The 19,424-nt window shown below is 67.3% G+C and carries 29 protein-coding genes and 1 pseudogene; 12 read left to right on the top strand and 18 right to left on the bottom strand.

Going from position 1 to position 19,424, the window contains the following annotated elements:
* The 7 genes from BLR99_RS19990 to BLR99_RS19955 form a co-directional block, all read right to left on the bottom strand.
* Positions 1 to 209, bottom strand: a 209-nt coding sequence (locus BLR99_RS19990; RefSeq protein ID WP_074687468.1) for a hypothetical protein, incomplete at its 3' end; no start/stop codon positions are given.
* Positions 210 to 429: 220 nt separating this feature from the next.
* Entirely contained in the window at positions 430 to 1,059 is a 630-nt protein-coding gene (locus tag BLR99_RS19980; RefSeq protein WP_046059980.1) for a hypothetical protein, read from the bottom strand.
* A complete protein-coding gene (locus BLR99_RS19975; protein ID WP_074687467.1) occupies positions 1,052 to 1,711 on the bottom strand; it encodes a J domain-containing protein in 660 nt (219 codons plus the stop codon). The genes BLR99_RS19980 and BLR99_RS19975 overlap by 8 nt, the downstream gene beginning before the upstream one ends.
* A 21-nt stretch (positions 1,712 to 1,732) precedes the next feature.
* The gene (locus BLR99_RS19970; RefSeq protein ID WP_074687466.1) at positions 1,733 to 1,921 is read right to left on the bottom strand and encodes a hypothetical protein; all 189 of its coding nucleotides are present in this window, start codon (positions 1,919 to 1,921) and stop codon (positions 1,733 to 1,735) included.
* Positions 1,918 to 2,103, bottom strand: coding sequence for a hypothetical protein (locus tag BLR99_RS19965; RefSeq protein WP_074687465.1), 186 nt, complete (start codon positions 2,101 to 2,103; stop codon positions 1,918 to 1,920). Before BLR99_RS19965 ends, BLR99_RS19970 begins: the two co-directional genes overlap by 4 nt.
* Positions 2,104 to 2,142: 39 nt before the next feature.
* A complete protein-coding gene (locus tag BLR99_RS19960; RefSeq protein WP_074687464.1) occupies positions 2,143 to 4,383 on the bottom strand; it encodes a DNA cytosine methyltransferase in 2,241 nt (746 codons plus the stop codon).
* A 237-nt stretch (positions 4,384 to 4,620) separates the two neighbouring features.
* Positions 4,621 to 5,016: a hypothetical protein gene (locus BLR99_RS19955; protein ID WP_074687463.1), complete on the bottom strand. Its 396-nt coding sequence runs from the start codon at positions 5,014 to 5,016 to the stop codon at positions 4,621 to 4,623.
* Positions 5,017 to 5,493: 477 nt separating this feature from the next.
* On the opposite strand from BLR99_RS19955, the gene BLR99_RS19950 reads away from it, so the two are divergent.
* Entirely contained in the window at positions 5,494 to 5,754 is a 261-nt protein-coding gene (locus tag BLR99_RS19950) for a hypothetical protein (protein WP_041827321.1), read from the top strand.
* A gap of 38 nt (positions 5,755 to 5,792) precedes the next feature.
* On the opposite strand, the gene BLR99_RS19945 is transcribed toward BLR99_RS19950, so the two are convergent.
* From BLR99_RS19945 to BLR99_RS23805, 10 genes and pseudogenes are all read right to left on the bottom strand, one after another.
* Positions 5,793 to 6,629: a YfdQ family protein gene (locus tag BLR99_RS19945; RefSeq protein ID WP_074687462.1), complete on the bottom strand. Its 837-nt coding sequence runs from the start codon at positions 6,627 to 6,629 to the stop codon at positions 5,793 to 5,795.
* Positions 6,630 to 6,666: 37 nt separating this feature from the next.
* Positions 6,667 to 7,083: a YfdP family phage-associated protein gene (locus BLR99_RS19940; protein ID WP_074687461.1), complete on the bottom strand. Its 417-nt coding sequence runs from the start codon at positions 7,081 to 7,083 to the stop codon at positions 6,667 to 6,669.
* Between the two features lie 57 nt (positions 7,084 to 7,140).
* Positions 7,141 to 7,428 (bottom strand): hypothetical protein, encoded by a 288-nt coding sequence (locus BLR99_RS19935; RefSeq protein WP_074687460.1) that lies wholly within the window; start codon positions 7,426 to 7,428, stop codon positions 7,141 to 7,143.
* Positions 7,429 to 7,487: 59 nt separating this feature from the next.
* Positions 7,488 to 9,995: a DNA methyltransferase gene (locus BLR99_RS19930; RefSeq protein WP_074687469.1), complete on the bottom strand. Its 2,508-nt coding sequence runs from the start codon at positions 9,993 to 9,995 to the stop codon at positions 7,488 to 7,490.
* A 134-nt stretch (positions 9,996 to 10,129) separates the two neighbouring features.
* On the bottom strand, positions 10,130 to 10,351 hold the full coding sequence (locus BLR99_RS19925; RefSeq protein ID WP_041827323.1) for a hypothetical protein: 222 nt from the start codon (positions 10,349 to 10,351) through the stop codon (positions 10,130 to 10,132).
* 268 nt (positions 10,352 to 10,619) lie between these two features.
* Entirely contained in the window at positions 10,620 to 10,829 is a 210-nt protein-coding gene (locus BLR99_RS19920; RefSeq protein ID WP_074687459.1) for a hypothetical protein, read from the bottom strand.
* Positions 10,830 to 11,572: 743 nt separating this feature from the next.
* A complete protein-coding gene (locus BLR99_RS19915; protein WP_233427247.1) occupies positions 11,573 to 11,779 on the bottom strand; it encodes a hypothetical protein in 207 nt (68 codons plus the stop codon).
* 51 nt (positions 11,780 to 11,830) lie between these two features.
* A complete protein-coding gene (locus BLR99_RS22825) occupies positions 11,831 to 12,229 on the bottom strand; it encodes a hypothetical protein (RefSeq protein ID WP_139160188.1) in 399 nt (132 codons plus the stop codon).
* Between the two features lie 33 nt (positions 12,230 to 12,262).
* Positions 12,263 to 12,706, bottom strand: a complete 444-nt coding sequence (locus BLR99_RS23215; RefSeq protein WP_233427246.1) for a S24 family peptidase — start codon at positions 12,704 to 12,706, stop codon at positions 12,263 to 12,265.
* Between the two features lie 30 nt (positions 12,707 to 12,736).
* Positions 12,737 to 12,919: pseudogene (locus BLR99_RS23805) on the bottom strand (helix-turn-helix domain-containing protein); the annotation flags it as partial.
* Between the two features lie 71 nt (positions 12,920 to 12,990).
* On the opposite strand from BLR99_RS23805, the gene BLR99_RS19900 reads away from it, so the two are divergent.
* Positions 12,991 to 13,251, top strand: a complete 261-nt coding sequence (locus BLR99_RS19900) for a carph-isopro domain-containing protein (RefSeq protein ID WP_074687455.1) — start codon at positions 12,991 to 12,993, stop codon at positions 13,249 to 13,251.
* 5 nt (positions 13,252 to 13,256) lie between these two features.
* On the opposite strand, the gene BLR99_RS19895 is transcribed toward BLR99_RS19900, so the two are convergent.
* Entirely contained in the window at positions 13,257 to 13,559 is a 303-nt protein-coding gene (locus tag BLR99_RS19895; protein WP_139160187.1) for a hypothetical protein, read from the bottom strand.
* A 329-nt stretch (positions 13,560 to 13,888) separates the two neighbouring features.
* On the opposite strand from BLR99_RS19895, the gene BLR99_RS22820 reads away from it, so the two are divergent.
* From BLR99_RS22820 to BLR99_RS19850, 10 genes are read left to right on the top strand one after another with little or no spacing between them, the layout of a single operon-like run.
* A complete protein-coding gene (locus BLR99_RS22820; RefSeq protein WP_139160186.1) occupies positions 13,889 to 14,116 on the top strand; it encodes a hypothetical protein in 228 nt (75 codons plus the stop codon).
* Entirely contained in the window at positions 14,113 to 14,424 is a 312-nt protein-coding gene (locus BLR99_RS19890) for a hypothetical protein (protein WP_074687453.1), read from the top strand. The genes BLR99_RS22820 and BLR99_RS19890 overlap by 4 nt, the downstream gene beginning before the upstream one ends.
* On the top strand, positions 14,421 to 15,131 hold the full coding sequence (locus BLR99_RS19885; protein ID WP_074687452.1) for a phage antirepressor KilAC domain-containing protein: 711 nt from the start codon (positions 14,421 to 14,423) through the stop codon (positions 15,129 to 15,131). Before BLR99_RS19890 ends, BLR99_RS19885 begins: the two co-directional genes overlap by 4 nt.
* Positions 15,128 to 16,126, top strand: coding sequence for a hypothetical protein (locus BLR99_RS19880; protein WP_074687451.1), 999 nt, complete (start codon positions 15,128 to 15,130; stop codon positions 16,124 to 16,126). The genes BLR99_RS19885 and BLR99_RS19880 overlap by 4 nt, the downstream gene beginning before the upstream one ends.
* Positions 16,119 to 16,904 carry a hypothetical protein gene (locus BLR99_RS19875; protein WP_074687450.1) on the top strand — a complete coding sequence of 262 codons (786 nt, stop codon included), beginning with the start codon at positions 16,119 to 16,121 and terminating at the stop codon, positions 16,902 to 16,904. The genes BLR99_RS19880 and BLR99_RS19875 overlap by 8 nt, the downstream gene beginning before the upstream one ends.
* Positions 16,901 to 17,608 carry a helix-turn-helix domain-containing protein gene (locus BLR99_RS19870; protein ID WP_074687449.1) on the top strand — a complete coding sequence of 236 codons (708 nt, stop codon included), beginning with the start codon at positions 16,901 to 16,903 and terminating at the stop codon, positions 17,606 to 17,608. Before BLR99_RS19875 ends, BLR99_RS19870 begins: the two co-directional genes overlap by 4 nt.
* A complete protein-coding gene (locus BLR99_RS19865; protein ID WP_074687448.1) occupies positions 17,605 to 18,057 on the top strand; it encodes a hypothetical protein in 453 nt (150 codons plus the stop codon). The genes BLR99_RS19870 and BLR99_RS19865 overlap by 4 nt, the downstream gene beginning before the upstream one ends.
* Positions 18,054 to 18,308 (top strand): hypothetical protein, encoded by a 255-nt coding sequence (locus BLR99_RS19860; protein WP_011794830.1) that lies wholly within the window; start codon positions 18,054 to 18,056, stop codon positions 18,306 to 18,308. The genes BLR99_RS19865 and BLR99_RS19860 overlap by 4 nt, the downstream gene beginning before the upstream one ends.
* On the top strand, positions 18,302 to 18,904 hold the full coding sequence (locus BLR99_RS19855) for a DUF968 domain-containing protein (RefSeq protein ID WP_074687447.1): 603 nt from the start codon (positions 18,302 to 18,304) through the stop codon (positions 18,902 to 18,904). The genes BLR99_RS19860 and BLR99_RS19855 overlap by 7 nt, the downstream gene beginning before the upstream one ends.
* Entirely contained in the window at positions 18,891 to 19,394 is a 504-nt protein-coding gene (locus BLR99_RS19850; protein WP_046060023.1) for a hypothetical protein, read from the top strand. The genes BLR99_RS19855 and BLR99_RS19850 overlap by 14 nt, the downstream gene beginning before the upstream one ends.
* Positions 19,395 to 19,424 lie beyond the last annotated feature (30 nt).

The following is a 19,424-nucleotide window of genomic DNA, read 5'->3' as shown; positions in this document are numbered from 1 at the left end:
CTCATGTCTTCGTCGGCGACGTCTTCCGGCTTCTCCCATTCGGCTGGGTCCGGGCCGTTGATGTCGGCCTCTTGCTCGGCGCAGGCTTCCGCGAAATCCGTCGCCCCGGCGGCATCGAGGCCGCCTCGGAAAATGAATCGGGCTGCGCATTGCTCCACCCAGGTGGTGCGGGCGGCGGTGTGGTCGGTGGTGTCGGTATTGGTGGTCATGTTGATCCTTCAGAAAGGGACGTCGTCATCGCCGGGCGGCCGGCGCGCCCAAAGTGGTCGGGTGAGAGGGTCTTCGTGCTGGGGGTGTGCTTCCCACAGCTCACGGAATCGGGCCACCATCGGCGGCTCGTCGTGGTACATGAAGCCGTAGCCGTCGAAGACCCGGGCGGCGCGGTGGGCCTCCCGGTAGGTCTTCCGGGTCCAGCGGAAGCGGCGGCGCCTACCCATGGCCTGGGCCCACCGCGGGGAACGTCACGGCCCACACCCAGGGGTTGGCCTCGACGTTGCCCGGGCCGTTGATGGCTTCCCACAGCGAGAAATAGCTCTGCCGCGGGTCGGTGGCGTGGTAGTGGGTGGTGTCGGCGAGGCCGTAGCCGCCATCGGGCTGGATGACGATGCCCTCGGCCATGGCGTCCTCGCGGCTGATGTCCTGCAGGCGCTCGACGCGCACGGCCGTGATCTCCAGCGTGATGCGGCTGGCCCAGCGGGGCATGAACATGCCCGGGCGTAGCTTGCCCGCGCCCGGCTGATGCGGCGCATCGGCCTCATTCCAGATGCGGTGCGCTTCGTTCAGGTCGCGAGGCGGAAGTGCATCGGCCTCGGCAACAGTGCGCCAGGCCTCGCGCACCCAGAGCCGGTCGCCCGGCTGGCCGTAGGGGCAGCGGAATTCGTCAACATGCAGCCACCAGGGTTGGCCCGGATCGATGACCCAGCCCTCGGATTCGCCTCCCAACTCGGCATACCACTGGCAGCCACGCGGCAGCTTCCAGACACGCCGCGTCTGGGTCTTCGTCCCTGCGAGCAGGGCGCGCACCATGGGTGCGCTGAAGAGGATGGGGCGGTCAGCCATTCGCGATCTCCTGCTGCGCTTCCTCCCGGGCGCGGTTGATGTCGGCCATCCGTTCGGCATCGCCGCCGCAGTCTGGGTGGTTGGCGGACGCGAGGATCCGGTAGCGATCGGCCAGGGTCTGCGCGGTCACGCGCGCGTCGGGTTGGAACCCCAGCACGTCGCGCCAATGCCGCTTCATCCCGGCGACGATGGGCGCGGGCAGGGCCGAGAAGCCGGTGAAAGCCCGTTCGAGCACCACGGCGCCGCCGTGCCGCTCGATGGCTCGCATGGCTTCGACGGTGGCCGCCAGGGCCGCGATGTTCTGTTCGACCCGCGTGTACCGGTCGATGGCCATGCACCGGGGCTGGCGGTTGTAGGGGTCGTCCCAGTAGACCGCGGCGCCGGGGTCGCGCGGCGCGGCCTGGCCGGAGCGCGGCAGCCCGTCCTGCCGCAGCACCAGGTTGGTGGACAGCACGATGGATCGCTGCGCGGCGCCCATGCGCTCCAGTTCTGCCAGCAGCCGGCCCGTGGCTTCGGCGATGGTGACGTTTTCCTTGCGGGCCGTCCCGTAGCGGTTTTTCTTCTGAGAGCCGAATGCGCCGGGCGTGCGCGATGCGTCCGGTGTGCGTTTCCAGCCCTCGGGCCAGGTCAAAGGGTATGCAGTTGCAGCCACGGTTTCCTCCTGTGTTGTGGATCAGTGCCCGCAGGGCAGGCCTTGGCCCTCGGCGGGCCGGTGGGTGATGGGGGCGCCGCAGCTGGCGCACCGCAGGTGGGTCTGGCGCTGCTGCCACCACAGATCCCGCGCGCGGGCGGCGGCGCGCAGCGCGTCGGGGGTGGAAAGCCGGGCGCGGCGCTCTGCGATGGTTTCGCTCGGCGTGCTCATGCCAGGGGCTCCGGGAAGGGCTCCACCCGGCCGTCGGGGTAGTGCAGGCGGTCGCCCATTCGGCTCGGAAGCTCGAAGGCCTGGTAGCGGTCGGCGGGGATGCCGGGGGATCGCTGCAGCTCGGTGCCAAGGTAGGTGCCATCCGGCGGCGTGTAGAGGGGAAGGGTGGGGGCTCGGGACATGGGGCTTCCAAAAAACATGCCCGCTGGTGCGGGCGGGGGTCATGCGGCGACGGCCATCCATGCCGTCTCGTGGCCGAAGTTGGCCCGGACCAGGGCCTCGGCCTGCGGCGGGCTGACGCTGTTGCCGCACATACGGACCTGCGCCGTGGCGGTGAGCGGGATGCGCGGCACCTCCAGCGGGTGGGCTGCCTGCTTGCCGCCTGCGAAGAGCAGGGCGGGGTCCGGGATCTCGTGGATCACGTAGTCCGCCGGGAAGCCTTGGGCGCGGAACAGCTCCACCGGCTTGAGCATGCGCAGCGTGATGTCCACCAGCACCCACCACTGGCCAGCGTGTTGCATCAGCACCAGGCCGGCCGGGTCGGGAAACTGCTCGGGCAGGTGCGTGTGCAGCAGCTCGGCGCACTGCCGCGCGCGGGCCTGGTGCTCCGGCGCCAGGCAGTCGGCCGGCACCTGAACGGTCTGCACGAGGCCCATGCGTGCCTTGGTCGGCACGGTGTGCATCGGCGCGCCGCAGGCGCTGTCCTGGCCACCCTCGCTGTAGTACTTCACCAGGTAGGCCGTCACCAGTCGCTGCTGTGCCCCGCTGCTGGTGATGGTGCTGGCCGGGGCTTCGACGGGCCGGCCGTCGCCGTCGTAGAAGCCGCCGTTGGCCTGCTCCAGCATCGCGGCCACCATGGCCTGCTCGCCGCGGTGCGCACCCGTGATGGTGGGCAGGGGCTGGTCGGGTTGCCGGCCCGGCCGATCCCCGTGGTGGGTCAGGTGCGTGAGGTGCACGGCGGACAGCGCGAACGCCCCGCCGCCGGCATGCAGCGTTCCGATTGGGTCGTCCAGGTCCGCGGTGCGCGTCTCGCCGGCCCGGCGCTCTCCATGCGCCACGGGGATGAGCGCGGCCGCCGCCATGGCGTGGTGGCCGCCCGTGGTGATGGTGGCCAGCGGCGTGTCCGCCGTCGCGCCGGGGTGCCCGGTGGTGTTGGTGACGATCGCGGCTGCCAGCACGGCGCCGGCCAGGGCGTGGTGCGTGCCGCCTGCGGATACGGTGGACAGCGGTTCCCGGGCGTCGTCGCCCTGCAGGTGCTGCTCGCTGGTGCCGCGCAGCGGGGCGATCACCGGCGCGACAGCCGAGAAGTGCCCGCCTTTCACCTGGGCGCAGATCGTGCGCAGGGGCTCGTCGGCCGCCATGGTCCGCTGGTTGCTGCTGTTGGCGTGCTCGGTGAGGAACGGCGTCATGACCGGCGCCGCGAGCGCGCCCTGCGATCCCAAGCCCGTCACCGTCCAATACGGCTCCTGGGCGCCACGCACGCGCGGCTGCTGGCCCGCGCGCTCGCCGTTGCGGGTGTTGACCATGTAGGGCGTCAGCACCGGCTGCGCGATGCAGCTGTCCGCCTTGGCCGTGATGGTCTGCGCGGGGGGGGGCGAGTGCACGCTGCGCGCGGGGCTCTGGCCCATGCGGCCGCCCACGCCCACGATGAAGGGCGACGCGCTGGTCAGGACGTGCCGGAACAGGCCCTTCGCGACGCGGCGCAGGGTGTTGGTGGCCAGCGGCCGCTGGCGGTCGAAGATGCTGGCCGCCTCCAGGCTGAAGTCGATGCAGTCGGCCGCCGTGCGATAGGGCGCCAGCTTTCCGGCGAGCACGCGGCGATCGGTGGGCGCGGCGTGCGTCTGCTCGGGCCACTGGATCGGCAGGCCGTCGCGGCGCGCGATCAAGAACAGGCGCTTGCGGATCGTCGGCGCGCCGTTGTCGCAGGCGCGCAGCTCGCGCCAGTCCACTGCGTACCCGTGCGCGCGCAGCTGCCGCACGAAGCTCTGGAACGTTTTGCCCTTGCGCGCGGGGTCCGGCCGCGCGGTCCCGTCGGCCCCGACCAGCAGCGGGCCCCAGGTCTGGAATTCCTCGACGTTCTCCAACATCAGCACGCGGGGCTTGCAGAGCGCCACCCAACGCATGCCCACCCAGGCCAGGCCGCGGATGTGCTTCGCCACGGGCGTGCCGCCCTTGGCCTTCGAGAAGTGTTTGCAGTCAGGCGACAGCCACACCAGTCCCACTGGCTGGTTGCCGGTCACGGCGATTGGGTCCACATCCCACACGCTCTCGCACAGGTGCTGGGTGTGCGGGTGGTTGATGGCGTGCATGGCCAGCGCCTCGGGGTCGTGGTTGATGGCGATGTCCACGGGCCGGCCGAATGCGGCCTCCAGCCCGGTGGACGTACCGCCACCACCGGCGAAGTTGTCGATGATCAGCTCGCCGGGGAATGCGAGCGGGAGGGTGAAGGCGTCACGCTTCATGCGGGCTCCGAAAAGGAAAAGCCCGCTCGCGGCGGGCCAGGTGGTATCAGTGGGTTGTCAAGTCTGAAATCGTGCCGCAGCCTGTTTTTCAGATTTGGTGGAACAGTGGGAACAAGTCGCGCCGGACTGGGTGCTGTTCACCTGGCGGCGGGCTCTGAAAGGAACCGGTATGCAGCTCTTCATAGCGATCGACCCCCTCCACCTCATCATCCTGGTGTCCGCCGCGGCGGCGGGGATTCAGCGCCTTGCGCGTCGCACCATGGCGCCGTGCTTGTCCACGGGCACCACGCGGCGGCCGCGCCAGCGGAAGCCGGCGGGGGCGCGCAGCGCGTAGAACTCGCGGGCCTCGTGGGGTCGCATGCCGCGCGGGCGCTGGTCCTCTGGGATCGGCTCGCCCGTGCGGTCATCGAATCCGTACCACGCGCAGGCGCTGGGGTGCTCCCACGCTCGCATGCCCATCCACTTTTCCCAGGCTGGGCAACTGTCCCACTCGTCGTATTCGTAGCTGCACCGCCATTCGACATGCCAGCGGCCATCGCGGCCGGGGCCAAAGGCGTCAGGGGAGAAATCGCCCGCGCCGATCATCAGCGCGGCGGCGCGCCTGTCCTGGTTCTTCAGCTGGCGGAGGTTCATGTCACGTTTCCTTCTTCGGTGCGGGCATGGTGTCCTCGGGAGAATGAAAAAAGCCCGCGCATGGCGGGCTGGTGGGGTGGGGCGATCAGGCGGGCTCGCGGCCCTCGCCCAAAAGTATGAGGCGCTCGCCCGCCGGTGGTGTATTCGGTCATACTCGATGCTCAACCAAGGAGGTGGAGATGAAAATCGTAAGTTCTGACGACCGGATCCGACCAGTCCAGATTGGCACCGAAGAATCGCCCCAAAGATGGGAGTCGCCTTACAAAGGAAGCCGGATCCGAGTGCATCTCGGGTGGAACGTCCTCTCGGATGACTTCATCGCTCACGCGTACGTAGTGGGGGAAAACGGCAAAGATGTGAAGGTCCCTCTCCCCAGCTCGGGTTACCCGACCGCGCGTGCGGCAAGGGACGCGGCATTTGAAGCGGCGGCCCGTCAAATTGACGCCGGCAGCAGCCATCGCGGATGAAGGAGGTGCCATGGAAAACGTTGAGCACCTGCCGACCCTGAATCCTTGGCAAGAGGGGGATTTCCTGGTCTACGGCGACGCAGTGCAACTGCCCGATGGCAGCTGGGCCGCCTACTACCGCATTGACCGGCACCCAGCAGGGGGCCATCGGATCGAGACGGTCGTAGATCGGCGCCCGCTCAAGGATCAGAGTTATCCGACAGATGACCTCGCGCGGATCGCCGCCGTGCATTACGGGCAGCATGTAGTCCGAGAGGTGACGGGCGGATAAATCCAGCCCGTCATGGGCCGCTGGTGGCGGCCGCTCTCTCAGGAGCTGGGCGTGCCGTTCAGGATCTGCAGGCCGGTGTCCTTGGCGATCTGCTCGCGCAGCTCCAGCACCGCGCCCTCGATCACCTTCTGCGGGCGGATCAGCTCCAGCCACATCACCAGGTTGCCGCCGTCCTGAATGCGGTAGCGCAGCCGCACGTCCACGCGCCACTTGGCGCCGTTCTCGAACACGGGGATGGCGAGGCTGAACTGCTCGGGCACCTGAAGCTGGCCCTGGCGCGCGCTGCCCTGCACGTCCTCGTCGTACGTGAATTGCGTGCTGCCATCTGCCAGGCGGATCGCGGACTTGAAGTCCACCTTCTTCTTGGCCTCGAGCGTGCGGCACACCTCCAGCAGCGTGGAACCGTCCGGGCTGCCGGGGTGCCCATCCTTGGGCTCCAGGAATGCCACGTCCACCAGGTTGTTCTCGATGAACTGGGCGAGGTCCACCTGGTTCTGCTTCTTGCCGTCCATGCCGGTCCAGGCCGCCCACTCGGAGGCCAGCGGGGCGTTGTACCGCGCGCGGTGATCGCCCCAGCCTGCGTCGGCCGCATGGTGGTTGAACACCGCGGTGAACGTGGGTGGGTCGATGGTGCTGAACAGGCGGGTGTCCGCGCCCTTCTGGTCGTTCACGACCGCCACGAAGGATTCGGCATCGTTCAGGAGCGTGGTGCCCTTTTTCCGGGTTGGGGCCGGCAGGAGCTCGGGTATCAGGCCGACTTTGAAGCCTTCGGGCAGGATCACCAGCGGTGTGCCGTACACGTCGCGCACGTGCTGGTGGCTGGCTGCGATGACTTCCTGCGCCGCGGTTTCGGTCTTGGTTTCATTCATGTCCATGGGTTCTCCTTGAAATGGACGGGTGGGGGAGACGGGATCAGTGGGTGACTGCGCGCAGGGGCTGCTTCGCCTCGGGCGCTACGCTGCGCACCCCACCCTGCTGGGCGACGGATTCCTGGTTCACGTCGCGGACGCCGTCCAGGGTCTGCTGGCGCGGATCGGTGCGCTGCAGGTTGTTGTCCGCGGTCGCGAAGAGGATGGTCTTGCCGCGCGTCGGCTGCGGCAGCTTGGTCTTGACCTCGGCCTCGATCTCCATCTGGCCGGCCTTGCCGCCGATGGGGCGCATCTTGATCTTGATGGTCATTTCGCCGGCCTTGCCGGTTTCGGTGGTGGCGTGCACGAGGTCGTTGAGGCCGTCGGTCGCCTCCTCCGCCACCGACGGAACGGCGTTGGCGAGGAAATCGACCACCGACTGGCGCTTGGCCTGCAGGGTGGGGTTGATGAGCTTGGGCACGGTGCTCTCCTGGGTGATGGCCCGCGCGCGGCGGGCCGGTTGAGGGAAGGGGGGCGATCAGCGGGCGCGCAGGCACTGCACGGTGGTGGCGTCGATCCAGGCGGGCGTGGTGCCGGGCTCGCACGCGCGGGCTGCTGCGGCGGCGCGGCGCGCCTCGGCGGCTTCGACGTGGGCCTGCTCGGCGGCTGCCCGGTGGCGGGTGTCTGCTTGGCTGTCGTCGTGCTGGGCCCAGATCAGCAGCCCGAAGGCCAGCACCGCCAACGCGGCGGTGCCGAGGAATGTGCTGGGGGTCTCCGGGGCGGGGGCTTGCGTGGTGTCGCGCATGGCGGGGTGATGGATGTCCATGGGGGTTCTCCAGAAACGAAAAGAGCCCGCACGGGGCGGGCTCGGAGGGGCGAGGCGGGTCAGGCCTCCAGGGTGTCAAAGAGCGACGGCATGCTGGCCTCACGCTCGGCCGCCTGCAGGTAGTGCACCTGGTCGGCGAAGTAGCCCGGGTTCAGTTCACTCCCGCCGGCGCGCCGGCCGAGCTTGATGGCGCGCACGCCGACCGTGCCGAGCCCGTGGAACGGGTCATATACCTTCTCGCCACGCATGCTCCAGCGTTCGATCGCGCGGTCCACGATGTCGAACTGCAGCGGGCAGATGTGCTTCTCGACGGACCGGTTGGCTTGTTCCCCGTTCAGGGTTCGCATGCGCGCGATGTCGGTCCACACGTTCGGGTCGGGGCTCCCGGGCTGCAGGCAGGCGAATTCGCGGGGCAGGGCGCCGCGCTCCTCCAGCTGCTCGCCGATGGCAACGTGGCGCCGGTAGTCGTAAATACGCCGCAGGCTGTCGTCCGTGAAGAACTTGGCCAGCTTGCCCGGGCCCATCGCCGCCATCTCCTCGGCAGCCAGCAGCCGGTCTCCGCTCGAGCGCCAGTAGGCATGCGCGTCGATCTGCCAGCGGCCGAGGCTGTAGTCCGCCTTGGCCCGGGCCACCGGCACATCGGCATACCCGCGTGAAAGGTCGGTCTGAGGCTTGAAGAACACCAGCAGGTACTCGCTGCAGCCCGTGCCCATCTTCGTGCTGTCCTTGCACATCTCCGAGTAGCTGAGGCGGTAGGTCTGGTTGTTCTCACGTACCACATCGGTGGTGATGGTCACGATGGCCAGCTTGTGGAAGCCGTGCTTGCGCAGGTGCATGGACGCCTCCTCGTGGAAGTAGTCCATGCTGGGCCGTCCCAGACCGGTCACGTTCCCGAACAGCACCCGGTCTTTCACATGGATCGCCGCGATCCGCCCGGGCTTCAGGATCCGGTACAGCTCCGGCGTCAAGAAGTCCATCTGCTCCCAGAAGTGCGCATTGCCCTCCGTGTGCCCGAAGTCGTTATAGCTGGGGCTGTACTCGTAGTGGTTGGCGAACGGGATGCTGGTCACGATCAGGTCCACCGAGTTCTCCGGCTGCTCGCGAGCCTCCAGCACGCAGTCGTTGTGGGCCACTTCGAAGAGGTCGCTCTTGACCACCCGCCGCTCCACACCGATCGTCCTGGCCAGCGTCTCGTGCATGGCCAGCTGGTCCAAGCCGTAGGTGCGGATTAGGTTACTCATCTGGGCCTGCACTTCGTCGTGCTGCCGCCACTTCTCCTGCATCTTGCGCAACACCTCCCGTTCGGCCTCGGTGTGGATGATGTCGATTCGCACCGGCTTGGTCTGCCCGAAGCGGTGCACGCGGTGGATGGCCTGAATGAAATCGCGGAACTTGAAGCCGATTCCAGCGAACACCTCGCGGTGGCAGTGCCGCTGGAAATTGCAGCCCGCGCCGGCGATGACCGGCTTGGTGGACAACAGCCGGAAGGCGCCATCGCCGAAGCCCACGATGCGGTCCTCTCGCTCATCCAGATCCTGCGTGCCCCACACGCTCACGGCCTCCGGGATCGCATCCTGCAGGGCGTGGCGCTCGTCTTCGAGGTCGTGCCAGATAACGAAGCTGTCCCGAGGATCCGCATCCACGATCTCGCGCACCTTGTCGATCCGCGCGGGCATGCTGGCCCGCTTCTCGGTCGCGGCGGCCGACAGGCCCAGGGCCACGTCTGGGATCAGCAGGCCCTGGCCGCTCTTCTCGGCGCCGGCCGTCTCGTAGTTGCTCGGCACCTCGTGATACCGCACATCCAGCGCCGGCAGCGCGTAACCTTCATCGGAGTGGCCTAGATCGCTCGGGCGCTGGATGAAGACTGCCCAGGACGCCACCCACAGCCAGAATTCTTTTTCCTTGTGAGGGTACAGGGTGAGGTTGCCGGCCTGCTCGCTGTCGCGCTGGAAGAACCGGGTCAGGGCCTGGCCCGTGTCCATCACCCCCAGGTAGCCGGCATAGTGGATCAGCTCCTTGTACCGGTTCGGGCTGGGTGTGGCCGTCTGCACGAACTTGAACTCCACCGGCGCGAAGGCGGGCAAGAACTCCTGGTAGGTCTTGCTGCCGTAGCTGCGCAGCACGTCGGCCTCGTCCAGGTTGGATGCGATCCACCGCGCGGGGCTGATGTTGCCCTCGCGGATGGCTTCGTAGTTGGTGAGGTAGATGGTGCGCTCGTCGTCGATCTCGCTGTCCCGGCGGACGAAGCGCACGTCGATGGCGTGGGCGCCCTTGAAATGCTCCGCGGCCTGGCCGATGAACTCATGGCGCACGCCCAGCGGCGCGACGATGCCGCGAATGCCGGGCCGGCGCGTGCCCACCAGGCGCATCAGTTCCAGCGCCGTCACGGTCTTGTGCAGGCCGAAGCTCGCGAAGATCGCCCGACACCCGCCCTTGGCCGCCCAGCGCACGATGTCGCGGGTGTGGGGCTTCAGCTTCGGGTTCACCTCTTCTGGTGCCACGTCGAAGCCGGCGAAGCTGGCGAGCTTGATCTTCTTGCGCAGGAAGTCCAGGTAGGGATCGGTCATGTTCAAGGCGAAAAAAAGCCCACTGAAGGCGGGCATGGGAAGAGAAAAAGCCGGTTGCCCATCGAAGGGCTGCAGGGGGAAGAGAGAGGGAGGGAGGAGAGCCCCCGGCCCGGCTGGGAAGGTGGTGGGCGGCGTCAGGCCGCGGCGGGCATCAGCTGCCACGGTGCCGCGGCCGTCGGGCGCTGCCAGGCGGTGACGCCAGCGTGGCACCCGTCTGCCCGGTACTGCTGCAGCAGCCAGCGCACATCGGCCACCGACCGCAGGAAGGTGGGCACGGGGCCGTAGCAGCTGGGACCGATGAGCACGAAACGCTTCCCGGCAGGGTCGCGGTAGGGCAGCACGAAATCGTCAGGCATGCGAGACTCCGTGGGGCTGGGGCCCCGGGCGGGGCCGGGTTGTAGAAAGACCGCTGCCCCAGGGGGCGTGCCGGGGGAAGAGAGAGAGGGGAGGAGAACTCCCCCGGCGCGGTGGAAAGGCGGCCCTGAGCGGGATCACCGAAAAGAAAGGCCGCGTGGTGCGCGCCAACCAGAGAGGGAGGGAGGAGCGAAACGGCGCGCGCGGCGAAAACTGGGTGCGGGAGCGCACTGGGCAGCGTCCGCTGTGGGCAGGCGCTGCGCGGTGGGATCACGCCGTGGCGCTGGTCAACTCGTCGTGCAGATCCTCGACGGCGGCGCGGGTGTTCGCTTCTGCGGCACGGGCATGGTGAGCATGGCCGACTGGGATGTCGTAGCAGACGCCGCCAACGATCCCGATGCGGACGCCGCCGTCGTTGAGGTGTGCGGCGAAGTAGTCGGCATCCCGGAAGATGAAGGCCGTGGTGCGTGCGCGAGTCATGGCGTGCTCCTTGAAAAACAGAAACGCCCTCGACGTGAGAGCGCTGGGTGATGGGGCCCGCTACTTTGCCGGGCTGGTCATGCAGTGCGTTGCAAGCGGGCCGTCGGGCGCCACACATGCTCCACCGAGCTGCGCACGCTTTCGGCGCAGCGGAGGGCTTCGCATTCACCATCATCGAAGCGCCACGCGTGCAGGTGCGTGTCACCCATACGGGGCACTGGGCCGCACGCTTCGATGATGGTCCTCGCTACTTTCCCGAGGTGGTCAGCGCTCGCGCGCCGGTCGTTCTTGCTCTTGGCCTCCCGTGATGCCGCACCGCCGTATTGAACCCAGCGGATGGATTTCGCAGTGCATCGGCAGCCGGTCGTTTCCTTCCTTCGCCATATCTCGTTCGCGTTGCCGTGTCCCATCCGGGGGCAGAGCGCTACTAGCCTTCGCACTGGCGACCTTTTCTATTCCGCTGCCGCCCGCGGGTGAACGTGTCGGGCTGCTCTCGATGGATCGGGCCCCATGCCGCGTTGCTCTTCGCTGCGGCATGGGTGAATATTAGGCATGCCTTACTTGCCTGTCAATAGGCATGCCTAATTTATTTGAGGAAATGGCCCGAGAAGTGCAACTTCTCCGGAGCTGCAGCGATGGCTGTGGTTGTGGCTATCGGTGGGGCAGCCGGAGCAGGGCCTCTATTCCGGCGCCCGAGGCGAGGGCAACTCGCGGGGCGGAATGGGCCGAGGGGTGTGCGTGAGCTACCGGTACTGCCCGTGCAGCACCATCAGCCGTTGGGCCAGTGTCTCGGCATCATGGCGCATGGCCTGGACAGATGTGGTGCCGATGCTGACATGCTCGTACCAGACATGGATGGCGGACGCCGCCGGCGCGCCTGCGGCCGTGGAGCGGATGAGGTGAGAAATGCTCGGGCCGTCGAACTCTACCTCGCCGGTGTCCCAGTCCACCAGACGTGCGCGGTACAGGCCGGGTTCTTCTTTGCTGATGTGAAGTAGAGATCACTGGGCCCATCGATCAAAGTCGCGCTCAAGTTGTTGGCAGGACCGAGCGATTTGTTCGTAACTCGTCTGGCCCACATCGGCTTTTCTGTCAAAGCGAAGCGGACTGTCGTAGAGCTCGTTGAAAGCGTAGTACGCGGAGTACAAAGGGTGCCCTGGGTTCTTGCCAGATCTCTGAATGATTTCGTGAATCGACAGCTTGAGCACTTGCCGACCCACGCCGCCTGCAGTGAATTCGCTGCAGCGTTCCATCATTTCCAGCACTTGCTTGGACGGAATGGAAGTGCCCTGTGAATTAATGCATTTCGCCCCGACAGCGCAGGATAGATTGAATGCATGCGCATTTTCCCCCAGCAACGCCAACGCAGCAATACCTGTGCAGCACCATAGCTTTCTCATGACACCCTCCGTGCAGAACAAAGCGCCTGCTTTTTACAACGTAACCCCCATCCAAACTGCCTTCCCGATAATCTTCATCGGCTCTCCATCATTGATGGGGATGGGCTTGTTTACAGGGTTGTCGGAGAACGCGACCCAGCCGTCATCGGTCTTCTTCAACCTTTTTACGATAAGTCCTTCGACGGGCCTGGCCAGGGCGAAGATGCCATTGTGTTCCGGCTCCCTTGAACCCACATCGATCAGGACCACAGCTCCATCGGGAATGGTTGGGTGCATGCTGTGACCACGGACATCCACGACTCGAGCCTTGCTGGGCGACACCTTGCAGGCGCGCAGGAAACTACCCGCGAACTTGAGGTTGCCAATAGCCTCCTCAAGTCCGGCGAGCGCACCGTCTCCGCCGGCGAGTCGAACGTCCACCCGCATGACGTCTTGGAAGTCATCATCGTCTTCGGGCGGGGCGGTATCAGGGCGCATGGGCCCGATACCCTTCGCAAGCCACATCGGACTCACACCCAAGAAGGCCGCTGCTGAAACCAGATTGGCCCCTTCAATCGTCTTGGTCTCTCCTGTCACCCACCCGTTTACCGACGGGGGTCTGAGTCCACACGCCTTTGCTAGGTCCTTCTGAGTCCTCTTCGGGGGGCCAGCCAAGGCCAATTTCACGCGATCCGCAAGAGTACTTTGCATTAGGCAAGCCTACGGTTTTATGGTAAGGCATGCCTATTGACACGAATGTAAGGCATGCCTAATATGTCGGCATGGACGCACTTCAACTGATCAACGCTCTCGGCGGCACCTATGAGGTCGCGAAGCTGACGGATGTCAAACCACCATCCGTTTCAGGGTGGAAAGAGGCCGGGCGCATCCCCGATGCCAAGCTGATCAGGCTCGCGCCCGTCGCTGAAGCCCGTGGCGTGGCCACACGCAAAGAGCTTTTCCCTGACGACTGGCACCTGATCTGGCCCGAGCTGGCAGACCAGGGCGCCCAGGCCCCAGCAGGGGAGGTTGGCCATGGCTGAGCGATTCAGCGTCGCCATGTCTTCCTTCGCAGCCGCTGTGACGTGTAGTGCAGATCCATCCACAGGTACGCCAGCGCGATCAGCGCATACGCGGTGCGCAGCCAAGTCTGTGCGGGGGCGGTGCGCATGACCGATTGCAGAACCCACACGGAAATGCCTACACCCACGAACCTGCCCCAATGCAGGATCGCCGCAGCTCGGAGAAAGCGCTTCTGGCGCGCCTGCAACAGCGCCTTTTTGGCGATCCATCTGTTGGCTCTGGCAATGGTCGGCTTCATCGTTGGGGACGGCTTGCTGTTCAGGGTCATCGCTGCTTCGATTGTCGTTGGGCCCGTGCTCGTCCTTCTGGCCGCCCCGCAGAAGGAGGTGAACCATGGCTGACCGGACCCCCGCCATTCCTTCGCTCGAAGACCTGCGCGCCAAGGCGCGATCAGACGTTGCTCGCTTGCAGTCTGCCCAGGTCGCGCCCCTCAATCCTGTGGACGCCGAGATCGGGCGAGCCCGCTGGCAGAGCGCAGCGTATTCCTCGCAATCGCGACCAGTTGCTCTGCCCGCGCGCGCAGCTCTACCACCTCCTCCAGATCGATGTGGGCAGGCCGATCCACGCTCACCTGGTTTGATTTCAGGACGTACTGACATGAATGACCGCTCTCCGAAAGAACGTGTTTTTCAGATGCTCGCCTCGGTGGCGCGCACTCTGGATGAATCCCCCGACCTGAACGCTGAGCGCCATCACCTGGCGACCCTGGTTGAGCACTGCCGCTCCTGGGAACCCCAGGTTGCTGATCTTCCGAACTCCGGAGCGGCCGGGGAGGGCACCCCTTCCCAGAGCTCATCCCTACGAACCACACCGGCGGACGCATGAGCACGACCCCAGAAGACCACGACGACCCCATGTTCGCCCGAGGTGTCGCAGGCCCGCTCGGCAAGCTGACCTGCGACGCCAAGACCAAGATCGATGAAGTGACCCACGAGCTGTGGTTGCAGCACTGTGCTGCGCGCGGTCTGGACACGGCCGGGGTTCTCCGCGACTGCATCTACGCGCTGGTGCACGGCAAGACGTACCGGCAAATGGTGGTGGACAAGATCAGCCATGACTCGAAGCGTATCGACGCGCTCGCGAAGCTCATAGGCCCGTTCGGGGCCCCCGAATCGGAGGGCACGGGGCAATGAGCGCGATCCTCGCAACCCAGGGAGCGCTGCCCCTGACGATGAGCAGCCGCGAGATCGCCGAGCTGACCGGGAAGCGCCACGACAACGTGATGCCCGTCTGCCGCTCGCTGCGGGAGTCGGGGGTGTGCCCTGAAATTCAGGAGACCCCCTGGACCAACCCGCAGAACGGGCAGACCTACATGGAGTGCCGGCTGAGCAAGCGCGACTCGCTGGTGCTGATCGCCCGGCTGTCGCCCGAGTTCACGGCCCGCGTGGTCGATCGTTGGCAGGAGCTGGAGGCCCAGGCCGCCCCCGCGCTGCCGCGCACGATGGCCCAGGCCCTGCGCCTCGCGGCCGAACAGGCGGAGCAGATCGAGCAGCAGCAAGCGCTGCTGGCGGAGGCCGCGCCGAAGGTGGAGTACGTGGACCGATACGTGGCCGCCCACGGCGCCATGGGCTTTCGCCAGGTCGCCAAGCTCCTGCGGGCCAACGAACACGAGTTCCGGGCGTTCCTGCAGGAGGAGAAGGTCATGTACCGCCTGGGCGGGGAGTGGACCGCCTACCAGAGCCACATCGAGGCCGGGCGCTTCGTCGTGCGGTCGGGAGTGGCTACCGCGAACGAGCATGCCTTCAACACCACGAAGTTCACGCCGAAGGGCGTGGAGTGGGTCGCGGGGCTTTGGGGCAAGCATCAGGCGCGGAAGGCGCAAGGAGGGCCCCAGGCATGAACCTGGCGAACTATCTGGATCGGCCGATCGCGTTCCAGCGCTCCTTCGTGGGGCTGGGCATCGGTGTGACCGGGGCTCTCATGCTGTCCCAGGCCGTGTACTGGGCGCGCCGCAGCGAAGACGAGGACGGCTGGTTCTTCAAGTCCCAGGTGGAGTGGGAGGAAGAGACGGGGCTCAGGCGGGCCGAGCAAGAGACGGCCCGCAAGCGCCTGATCGCCCTGGGCGCGATGGAGGAGGAGCGCCGCGGCATCCCCGCCAAGCTGTTCTACCGCGTGAACTTCCAGGAGCTGGAGGCCCAGCTGCTGACCGCCGAAGCCGCCCGCAATCAAGATTGCGGGAATCCCGCAATCAAGAGTGCAGAGCCCCCGCAATCTGGACCGCCGGAATCCAGCACGCCAGATTGCGGGAATCCCGCAAACAGGACTGCTGCAACCCCGCAATCTAAGATAAGAAAGACTACTACAGAGACTACCTCAGAGACTACGGCAGATACTTCTCCGGCCGGGGCTGACGCCCAGGCGGAGCCCACGGCACCACGGCGCTTCACGGCACCCAACGGCACGATCTACGAGATCCCGGGCGAGCTGAGCTACCCCCTCGAGAAGTCGAAGACCTTCAAGGCCTGGATGGCCTACGCGATCGCCTACTTCGTCCGGTACGCCGCATGGCCGGTGTGGAACGCGTCGGTGGCCGGGCAGATGGCGAAGTTCATCGACCGGGTGGGCGTGGATGCGGCGCCGCGGGTGGCGGTGCACTACGTCCGCCGTGTCGCCGAGCAGTTCGTGGTGCAGCAGATGCACCCCGTGCGCCTCCTGCTGGCCGATGCGGAGAAGTGGCACACCCAGGCCAGCACGGGGACGGGCATGACGCGGGTGCAGGCCCAGCAGGAAGACCGCACTGCGGGCAACCTCGATGCCATCGAGGAGGCGAAACGCCTGTCGCGTGAGCGGGCCGCCCGTCGCGCAGCTCAGAGCGGGGAGGGCTGCAATGCTTGACGAAGACGCACGCGACTGGCTCGCCGAAGAGCTGGGCGCCACCATGGAGCTGGCCGGCCAAGCCATTCGCCCCGCCGCGCTGAGCCTGCTGATGGACGATCTGGCGCACCTGCCCAAGCCGGTGCTGCAAATGGCCCTGGCGCGCATCCGGGCCGAGCACAGGGGGCCGATCCTCACCGGCACGGTGCTGCAGTATGCGGACCACGCCCTGGGTCGCCTGCTGCCCGCCGAGGCCTACGCCCTGGCCATGAGCAGCCAGGACGAACGCGCCACCGTGGTATGGAACAACGAAATCGCGGAGGCCTGGGGGCTGGCCGCGCCGCTGCTCGCCGCGGGCGACAAGTTCGGTGCGCGGCAGGCCTTCATCGAGGGCTATGCGCGCATCACCGGCGAGGCCCGGGCCATGCGCAGGCGCCCGCAGCTGCAGGTCAGCCTGGGCTACGACGCCGAGGGTCGCACCCGGGCCGTGCAGGAAGCCATCGCCGCCGGCCGCCTCACCGGGGGGCTGGAGGCCCTGCCGGACGACGTGCGCGAGCAACTGGCCCTGCCGGCGCCACGCGCCGCGCTCGCACTGCCAGCGCCCGACGTGCAGGCCGACAGCCCGGCGAAGGCGGAGGCGCTGGCAAAGCTGCAGACGCTGCGCGCGCTGCTGACCCGCGGCATGCCCCGGGCCCAGCGCCTCCTGAAGGTACGCGCGTGGCAGGACCGCCGACGCACCCGGGCACTCAAGGCCGTCGCGCAGGAGCGCGTGGACGCATTCCAGAGGGCCCAGTCATGAAGATCGAATTCACACGCGAGGCTGTTCTGGCCCGGATCACCGAGGGGCCGGCGCGAACGCTCGATTTGGCCGGTTCCCGAAACCACGAGGTGCGCCAACGCCTGCGCGCCGTCCTGGAAGCGTTGAAGGCAGAAGACCTGATCCGGAGCGTCTACATCGAAGGCATCCCCCACCTGGTGATCAAGGACTGGGACTTCACCGATGCGCTGAAGCTGGAAATCCTCACCAACCGCAGCCGCCGGACGATCGATGGCTGTCTGGAGTGGCCGGGGTATCTGGATCCCAGGCGCGGGCCCATGGCCTGCATCGGCAAGGACGGCGTGCCCACGTCGGTGCGGCGGACCATCTGGCAAATCAAGCGCGGCCCGCTGGGCTACCAGCAGACAGTGCGCGTGGATTGCGAGAACGATCGATGCGTCGAGTACCAGCACATGTACCTCGGACGCCGCGAAGACAAGGCGATCGGGAAGTCCGTTACTCAACTGCAGCGGGCGCGGATCGCACGCGCGAAGCAGCGCACGGGAAAGCTGGACTGGCAAAAGGTCCGTGCCATCCGCGCCCGCATCGATGCCGGCGCCACAGATGGGGAACTGGCTCGGGAGTATGGCGTGGCAAAGCCGACGATCGCCGACGTGCGCAAGCACCGGTCATGGCGCGAGGAAGGCGGCATGTTCACCGCGCTGATCGCCCGGAGGACGGCATGAGCAAGATATTGGGCATCGACCCGGGCATGGACACCGGCCTCGCCACTTTCGAGGGCGGGAAGCTCGTGGCGCTGGACACGATCGCGCCGCTCGAGCTGGAGCGCACCATCCGCGCTGCCCGGCCGGACTGGGTGATCTACGAGGACTCGCGTCTGCAGAGTCGCGCCTGGAACGCGCACAGCAAGGCCGCGAAGGGCGCCGCCCTGGCCACGGCGCGCGACCTGGGGACGGTTGATGCGTGGTGCCGCTTGATCGACGCCATCTGCGCGGAGCTGGGCATCCCCGCTCAAGGCATCAGCCCGGCGGCCAAGGGCCCCAAGCGCGCCGCCGAGAACTTCAAGGCCTACACCGGCTGGCAGGGCCGGTGCAATCAGCACGAGCGCGATGCTGCGATGGTGGGATGGACGTTCCGCCAGGCAGCCCCAGAGAAGAAGGCGAGGGCGGTATGAGCACGACGCACGACTACACCTCCCCAACCTGGGGCCACAACATCACCTTCATCACGGTGAGCGAGGACGGAAAGACGGCGTCCGTGGTCGGCCATGGCCTGGGCGTGAAGGTGGGCGACTACCTGATCCTGGCGAACGGTCCGCGCGCCACCACCCGCTACCGCGTCGTGAAGCTGAAACGGGCGCGCCCGGCCGACTGCTGGCGCGCCCGCATCGAGTTCGCCCCGCGCGAGGAGGCACCGGCATGCTGACCCGCACCAAGCCCATGAGCCGCGGCACCGTGGGGCTCAAGCGGTCGCGGCTCGCCTCGGCCGCCCGGGGGCTACCCGCGGCGGAGCCGGATCGTGCCGAGCGCCTGGCCGCGCGCGCACGTGCGGCGATGGAATCCGCAGCGTTCACCCGCCAGATGGAGGCGCTCCAGGCGCGCCGGACCGCGTTCGCCCCGGCTGTGGTCCATGCGCTGGTGGACCCGCAGGCGGTGCCCACCACCATTCCGAAGGAGGAGCTGCTGCGCAGCGAGCCCTACCGGCGCCTCGTCGCTGCGATGCCCTGCAAGGCCTGCGGCCGCCACGGCCACAGCCAGCATGCCCACGAGAACCAGGGGAAGGGGATGGGGCTCAAGGTGGACGACCGCCGGGGCTTTCCGCTCTGCACGGTGGCGCCCGGCCGCGTGGGCTGCCACGAGCTGTTCGACCAGTACCAACTGGTGGAGGGCGGCAGGGAAGCGCATCGGCTGCTGGGCGAGCGGTGGGCCGCCGAGACGCGCCGAGAGATCGAACAAGCGGGCCTGTGGCCTGTCAAGCTGAAACCGTGGAAGGGGGACGAATATGGAAATGGACAAGCCTAAGACCGAAGCACCCCAGGGCAAGCCCCTGACCAGCACCCAGCGGGTGTTCGATGCCGTGCGCGATCTTCGTGGGCTGGACCAGCAGGCCTCGCGCGACACGGTGGCCTCGCTGACCGGCCTGAAGCTCGGCATCGTGGACGACCGGCTGCGCGCGCTGGTGGACGACGGCAAGCTGAAACGCCTCACCCGGGGCTACTACGAGCTGGTCGAGACGTTCCCGCCGCCGCGCGCCATCTTCTGCGGCATCCTGCCCGACGGCATGGTGAAGCTGGAGATCGGCGAGCAGGTGCTGGACCTGTCGCCCACCGAGGCCCGCACGGCGGCGCGCGCGTTGGGGGGCTTCGCGGAAGACGCCCGCGTCATCGAGAACGGCCGGCAGCATCTTTTCCTGGCCACCGAGCTGGCTGCGCGCGTGGAAAAGCTGGAACGGGCACTGAAGGCGGCGCTCGCGAGCAAGCCGGAGCTACAGCAGCACCTGCTGCCGATCTGACCCCCGATCGCGCCGTGCCAAGACCGGGCG

The sequence above is a fragment of the Paracidovorax citrulli genome (assembly GCF_900100305.1).
Classification (GTDB): Bacteria; Pseudomonadota; Gammaproteobacteria; order Burkholderiales; family Burkholderiaceae_C; genus Paracidovorax; species Paracidovorax citrulli.
The sequence above is the reverse complement of the archived record's forward strand: the minus strand, read 5'-3'. Positions and strand labels throughout refer to the sequence as shown.

What these genes read in the sequence shown, in the direction of transcription:
- BLR99_RS19885 (WP_074687452.1), top strand. Translation starts at nt 14,421, where the DNA reads ATGAGCGCGATCCTCGCAACCCAGGGAGCGCTGCCCCTGACGATGAGC.
- BLR99_RS19895 (WP_139160187.1), bottom strand. Translation starts at nt 13,559, where the DNA reads ATGACCCTGAACAGCAAGCCGTCCCCAACGATGAAGCCGACCATTGCC.
- BLR99_RS19900 (WP_074687455.1), top strand. Translation starts at nt 12,991, where the DNA reads ATGGACGCACTTCAACTGATCAACGCTCTCGGCGGCACCTATGAGGTC.
- BLR99_RS19870 (WP_074687449.1), top strand. Translation starts at nt 16,901, where the DNA reads ATGAAGATCGAATTCACACGCGAGGCTGTTCTGGCCCGGATCACCGAG.
- BLR99_RS19850 (WP_046060023.1), top strand. Translation starts at nt 18,891, where the DNA reads ATGGACAAGCCTAAGACCGAAGCACCCCAGGGCAAGCCCCTGACCAGC.
- BLR99_RS19920 (WP_074687459.1), bottom strand. Translation starts at nt 10,829, where the DNA reads ATGACTCGCGCACGCACCACGGCCTTCATCTTCCGGGATGCCGACTAC.
- BLR99_RS19930 (WP_074687469.1), bottom strand. Translation starts at nt 9,995, where the DNA reads ATGACCGATCCCTACCTGGACTTCCTGCGCAAGAAGATCAAGCTCGCC.
- BLR99_RS19855 (WP_074687447.1), top strand. Translation starts at nt 18,302, where the DNA reads ATGCTGACCCGCACCAAGCCCATGAGCCGCGGCACCGTGGGGCTCAAG.
- BLR99_RS19960 (WP_074687464.1), bottom strand. Translation starts at nt 4,383, where the DNA reads ATGAAGCGTGACGCCTTCACCCTCCCGCTCGCATTCCCCGGCGAGCTG.
- BLR99_RS22825 (WP_139160188.1), bottom strand. Translation starts at nt 12,229, where the DNA reads ATGAGAAAGCTATGGTGCTGCACAGGTATTGCTGCGTTGGCGTTGCTG.
- BLR99_RS19980 (WP_046059980.1), bottom strand. Translation starts at nt 1,059, where the DNA reads ATGGCTGACCGCCCCATCCTCTTCAGCGCACCCATGGTGCGCGCCCTG.
- BLR99_RS23215 (WP_233427246.1), bottom strand. Translation starts at nt 12,706, where the DNA reads ATGCGCCCTGATACCGCCCCGCCCGAAGACGATGATGACTTCCAAGAC.
- BLR99_RS19890 (WP_074687453.1), top strand. Translation starts at nt 14,113, where the DNA reads ATGAGCACGACCCCAGAAGACCACGACGACCCCATGTTCGCCCGAGGT.
- BLR99_RS19865 (WP_074687448.1), top strand. Translation starts at nt 17,605, where the DNA reads ATGAGCAAGATATTGGGCATCGACCCGGGCATGGACACCGGCCTCGCC.
- BLR99_RS19970 (WP_074687466.1), bottom strand. Translation starts at nt 1,921, where the DNA reads ATGAGCACGCCGAGCGAAACCATCGCAGAGCGCCGCGCCCGGCTTTCC.
- BLR99_RS19860 (WP_011794830.1), top strand. Translation starts at nt 18,054, where the DNA reads ATGAGCACGACGCACGACTACACCTCCCCAACCTGGGGCCACAACATC.
- BLR99_RS19935 (WP_074687460.1), bottom strand. Translation starts at nt 7,428, where the DNA reads ATGGACATCCATCACCCCGCCATGCGCGACACCACGCAAGCCCCCGCC.
- BLR99_RS19945 (WP_074687462.1), bottom strand. Translation starts at nt 6,629, where the DNA reads ATGGACATGAATGAAACCAAGACCGAAACCGCGGCGCAGGAAGTCATC.
- BLR99_RS22820 (WP_139160186.1), top strand. Translation starts at nt 13,889, where the DNA reads ATGAATGACCGCTCTCCGAAAGAACGTGTTTTTCAGATGCTCGCCTCG.
- BLR99_RS19880 (WP_074687451.1), top strand. Translation starts at nt 15,128, where the DNA reads ATGAACCTGGCGAACTATCTGGATCGGCCGATCGCGTTCCAGCGCTCC.
- BLR99_RS19955 (WP_074687463.1), bottom strand. Translation starts at nt 5,016, where the DNA reads ATGAACCTCCGCCAGCTGAAGAACCAGGACAGGCGCGCCGCCGCGCTG.
- BLR99_RS19875 (WP_074687450.1), top strand. Translation starts at nt 16,119, where the DNA reads ATGCTTGACGAAGACGCACGCGACTGGCTCGCCGAAGAGCTGGGCGCC.
- BLR99_RS19950 (WP_041827321.1), top strand. Translation starts at nt 5,494, where the DNA reads ATGGAAAACGTTGAGCACCTGCCGACCCTGAATCCTTGGCAAGAGGGG.
- BLR99_RS19965 (WP_074687465.1), bottom strand. Translation starts at nt 2,103, where the DNA reads ATGTCCCGAGCCCCCACCCTTCCCCTCTACACGCCGCCGGATGGCACC.
- BLR99_RS19925 (WP_041827323.1), bottom strand. Translation starts at nt 10,351, where the DNA reads ATGCCTGACGATTTCGTGCTGCCCTACCGCGACCCTGCCGGGAAGCGT.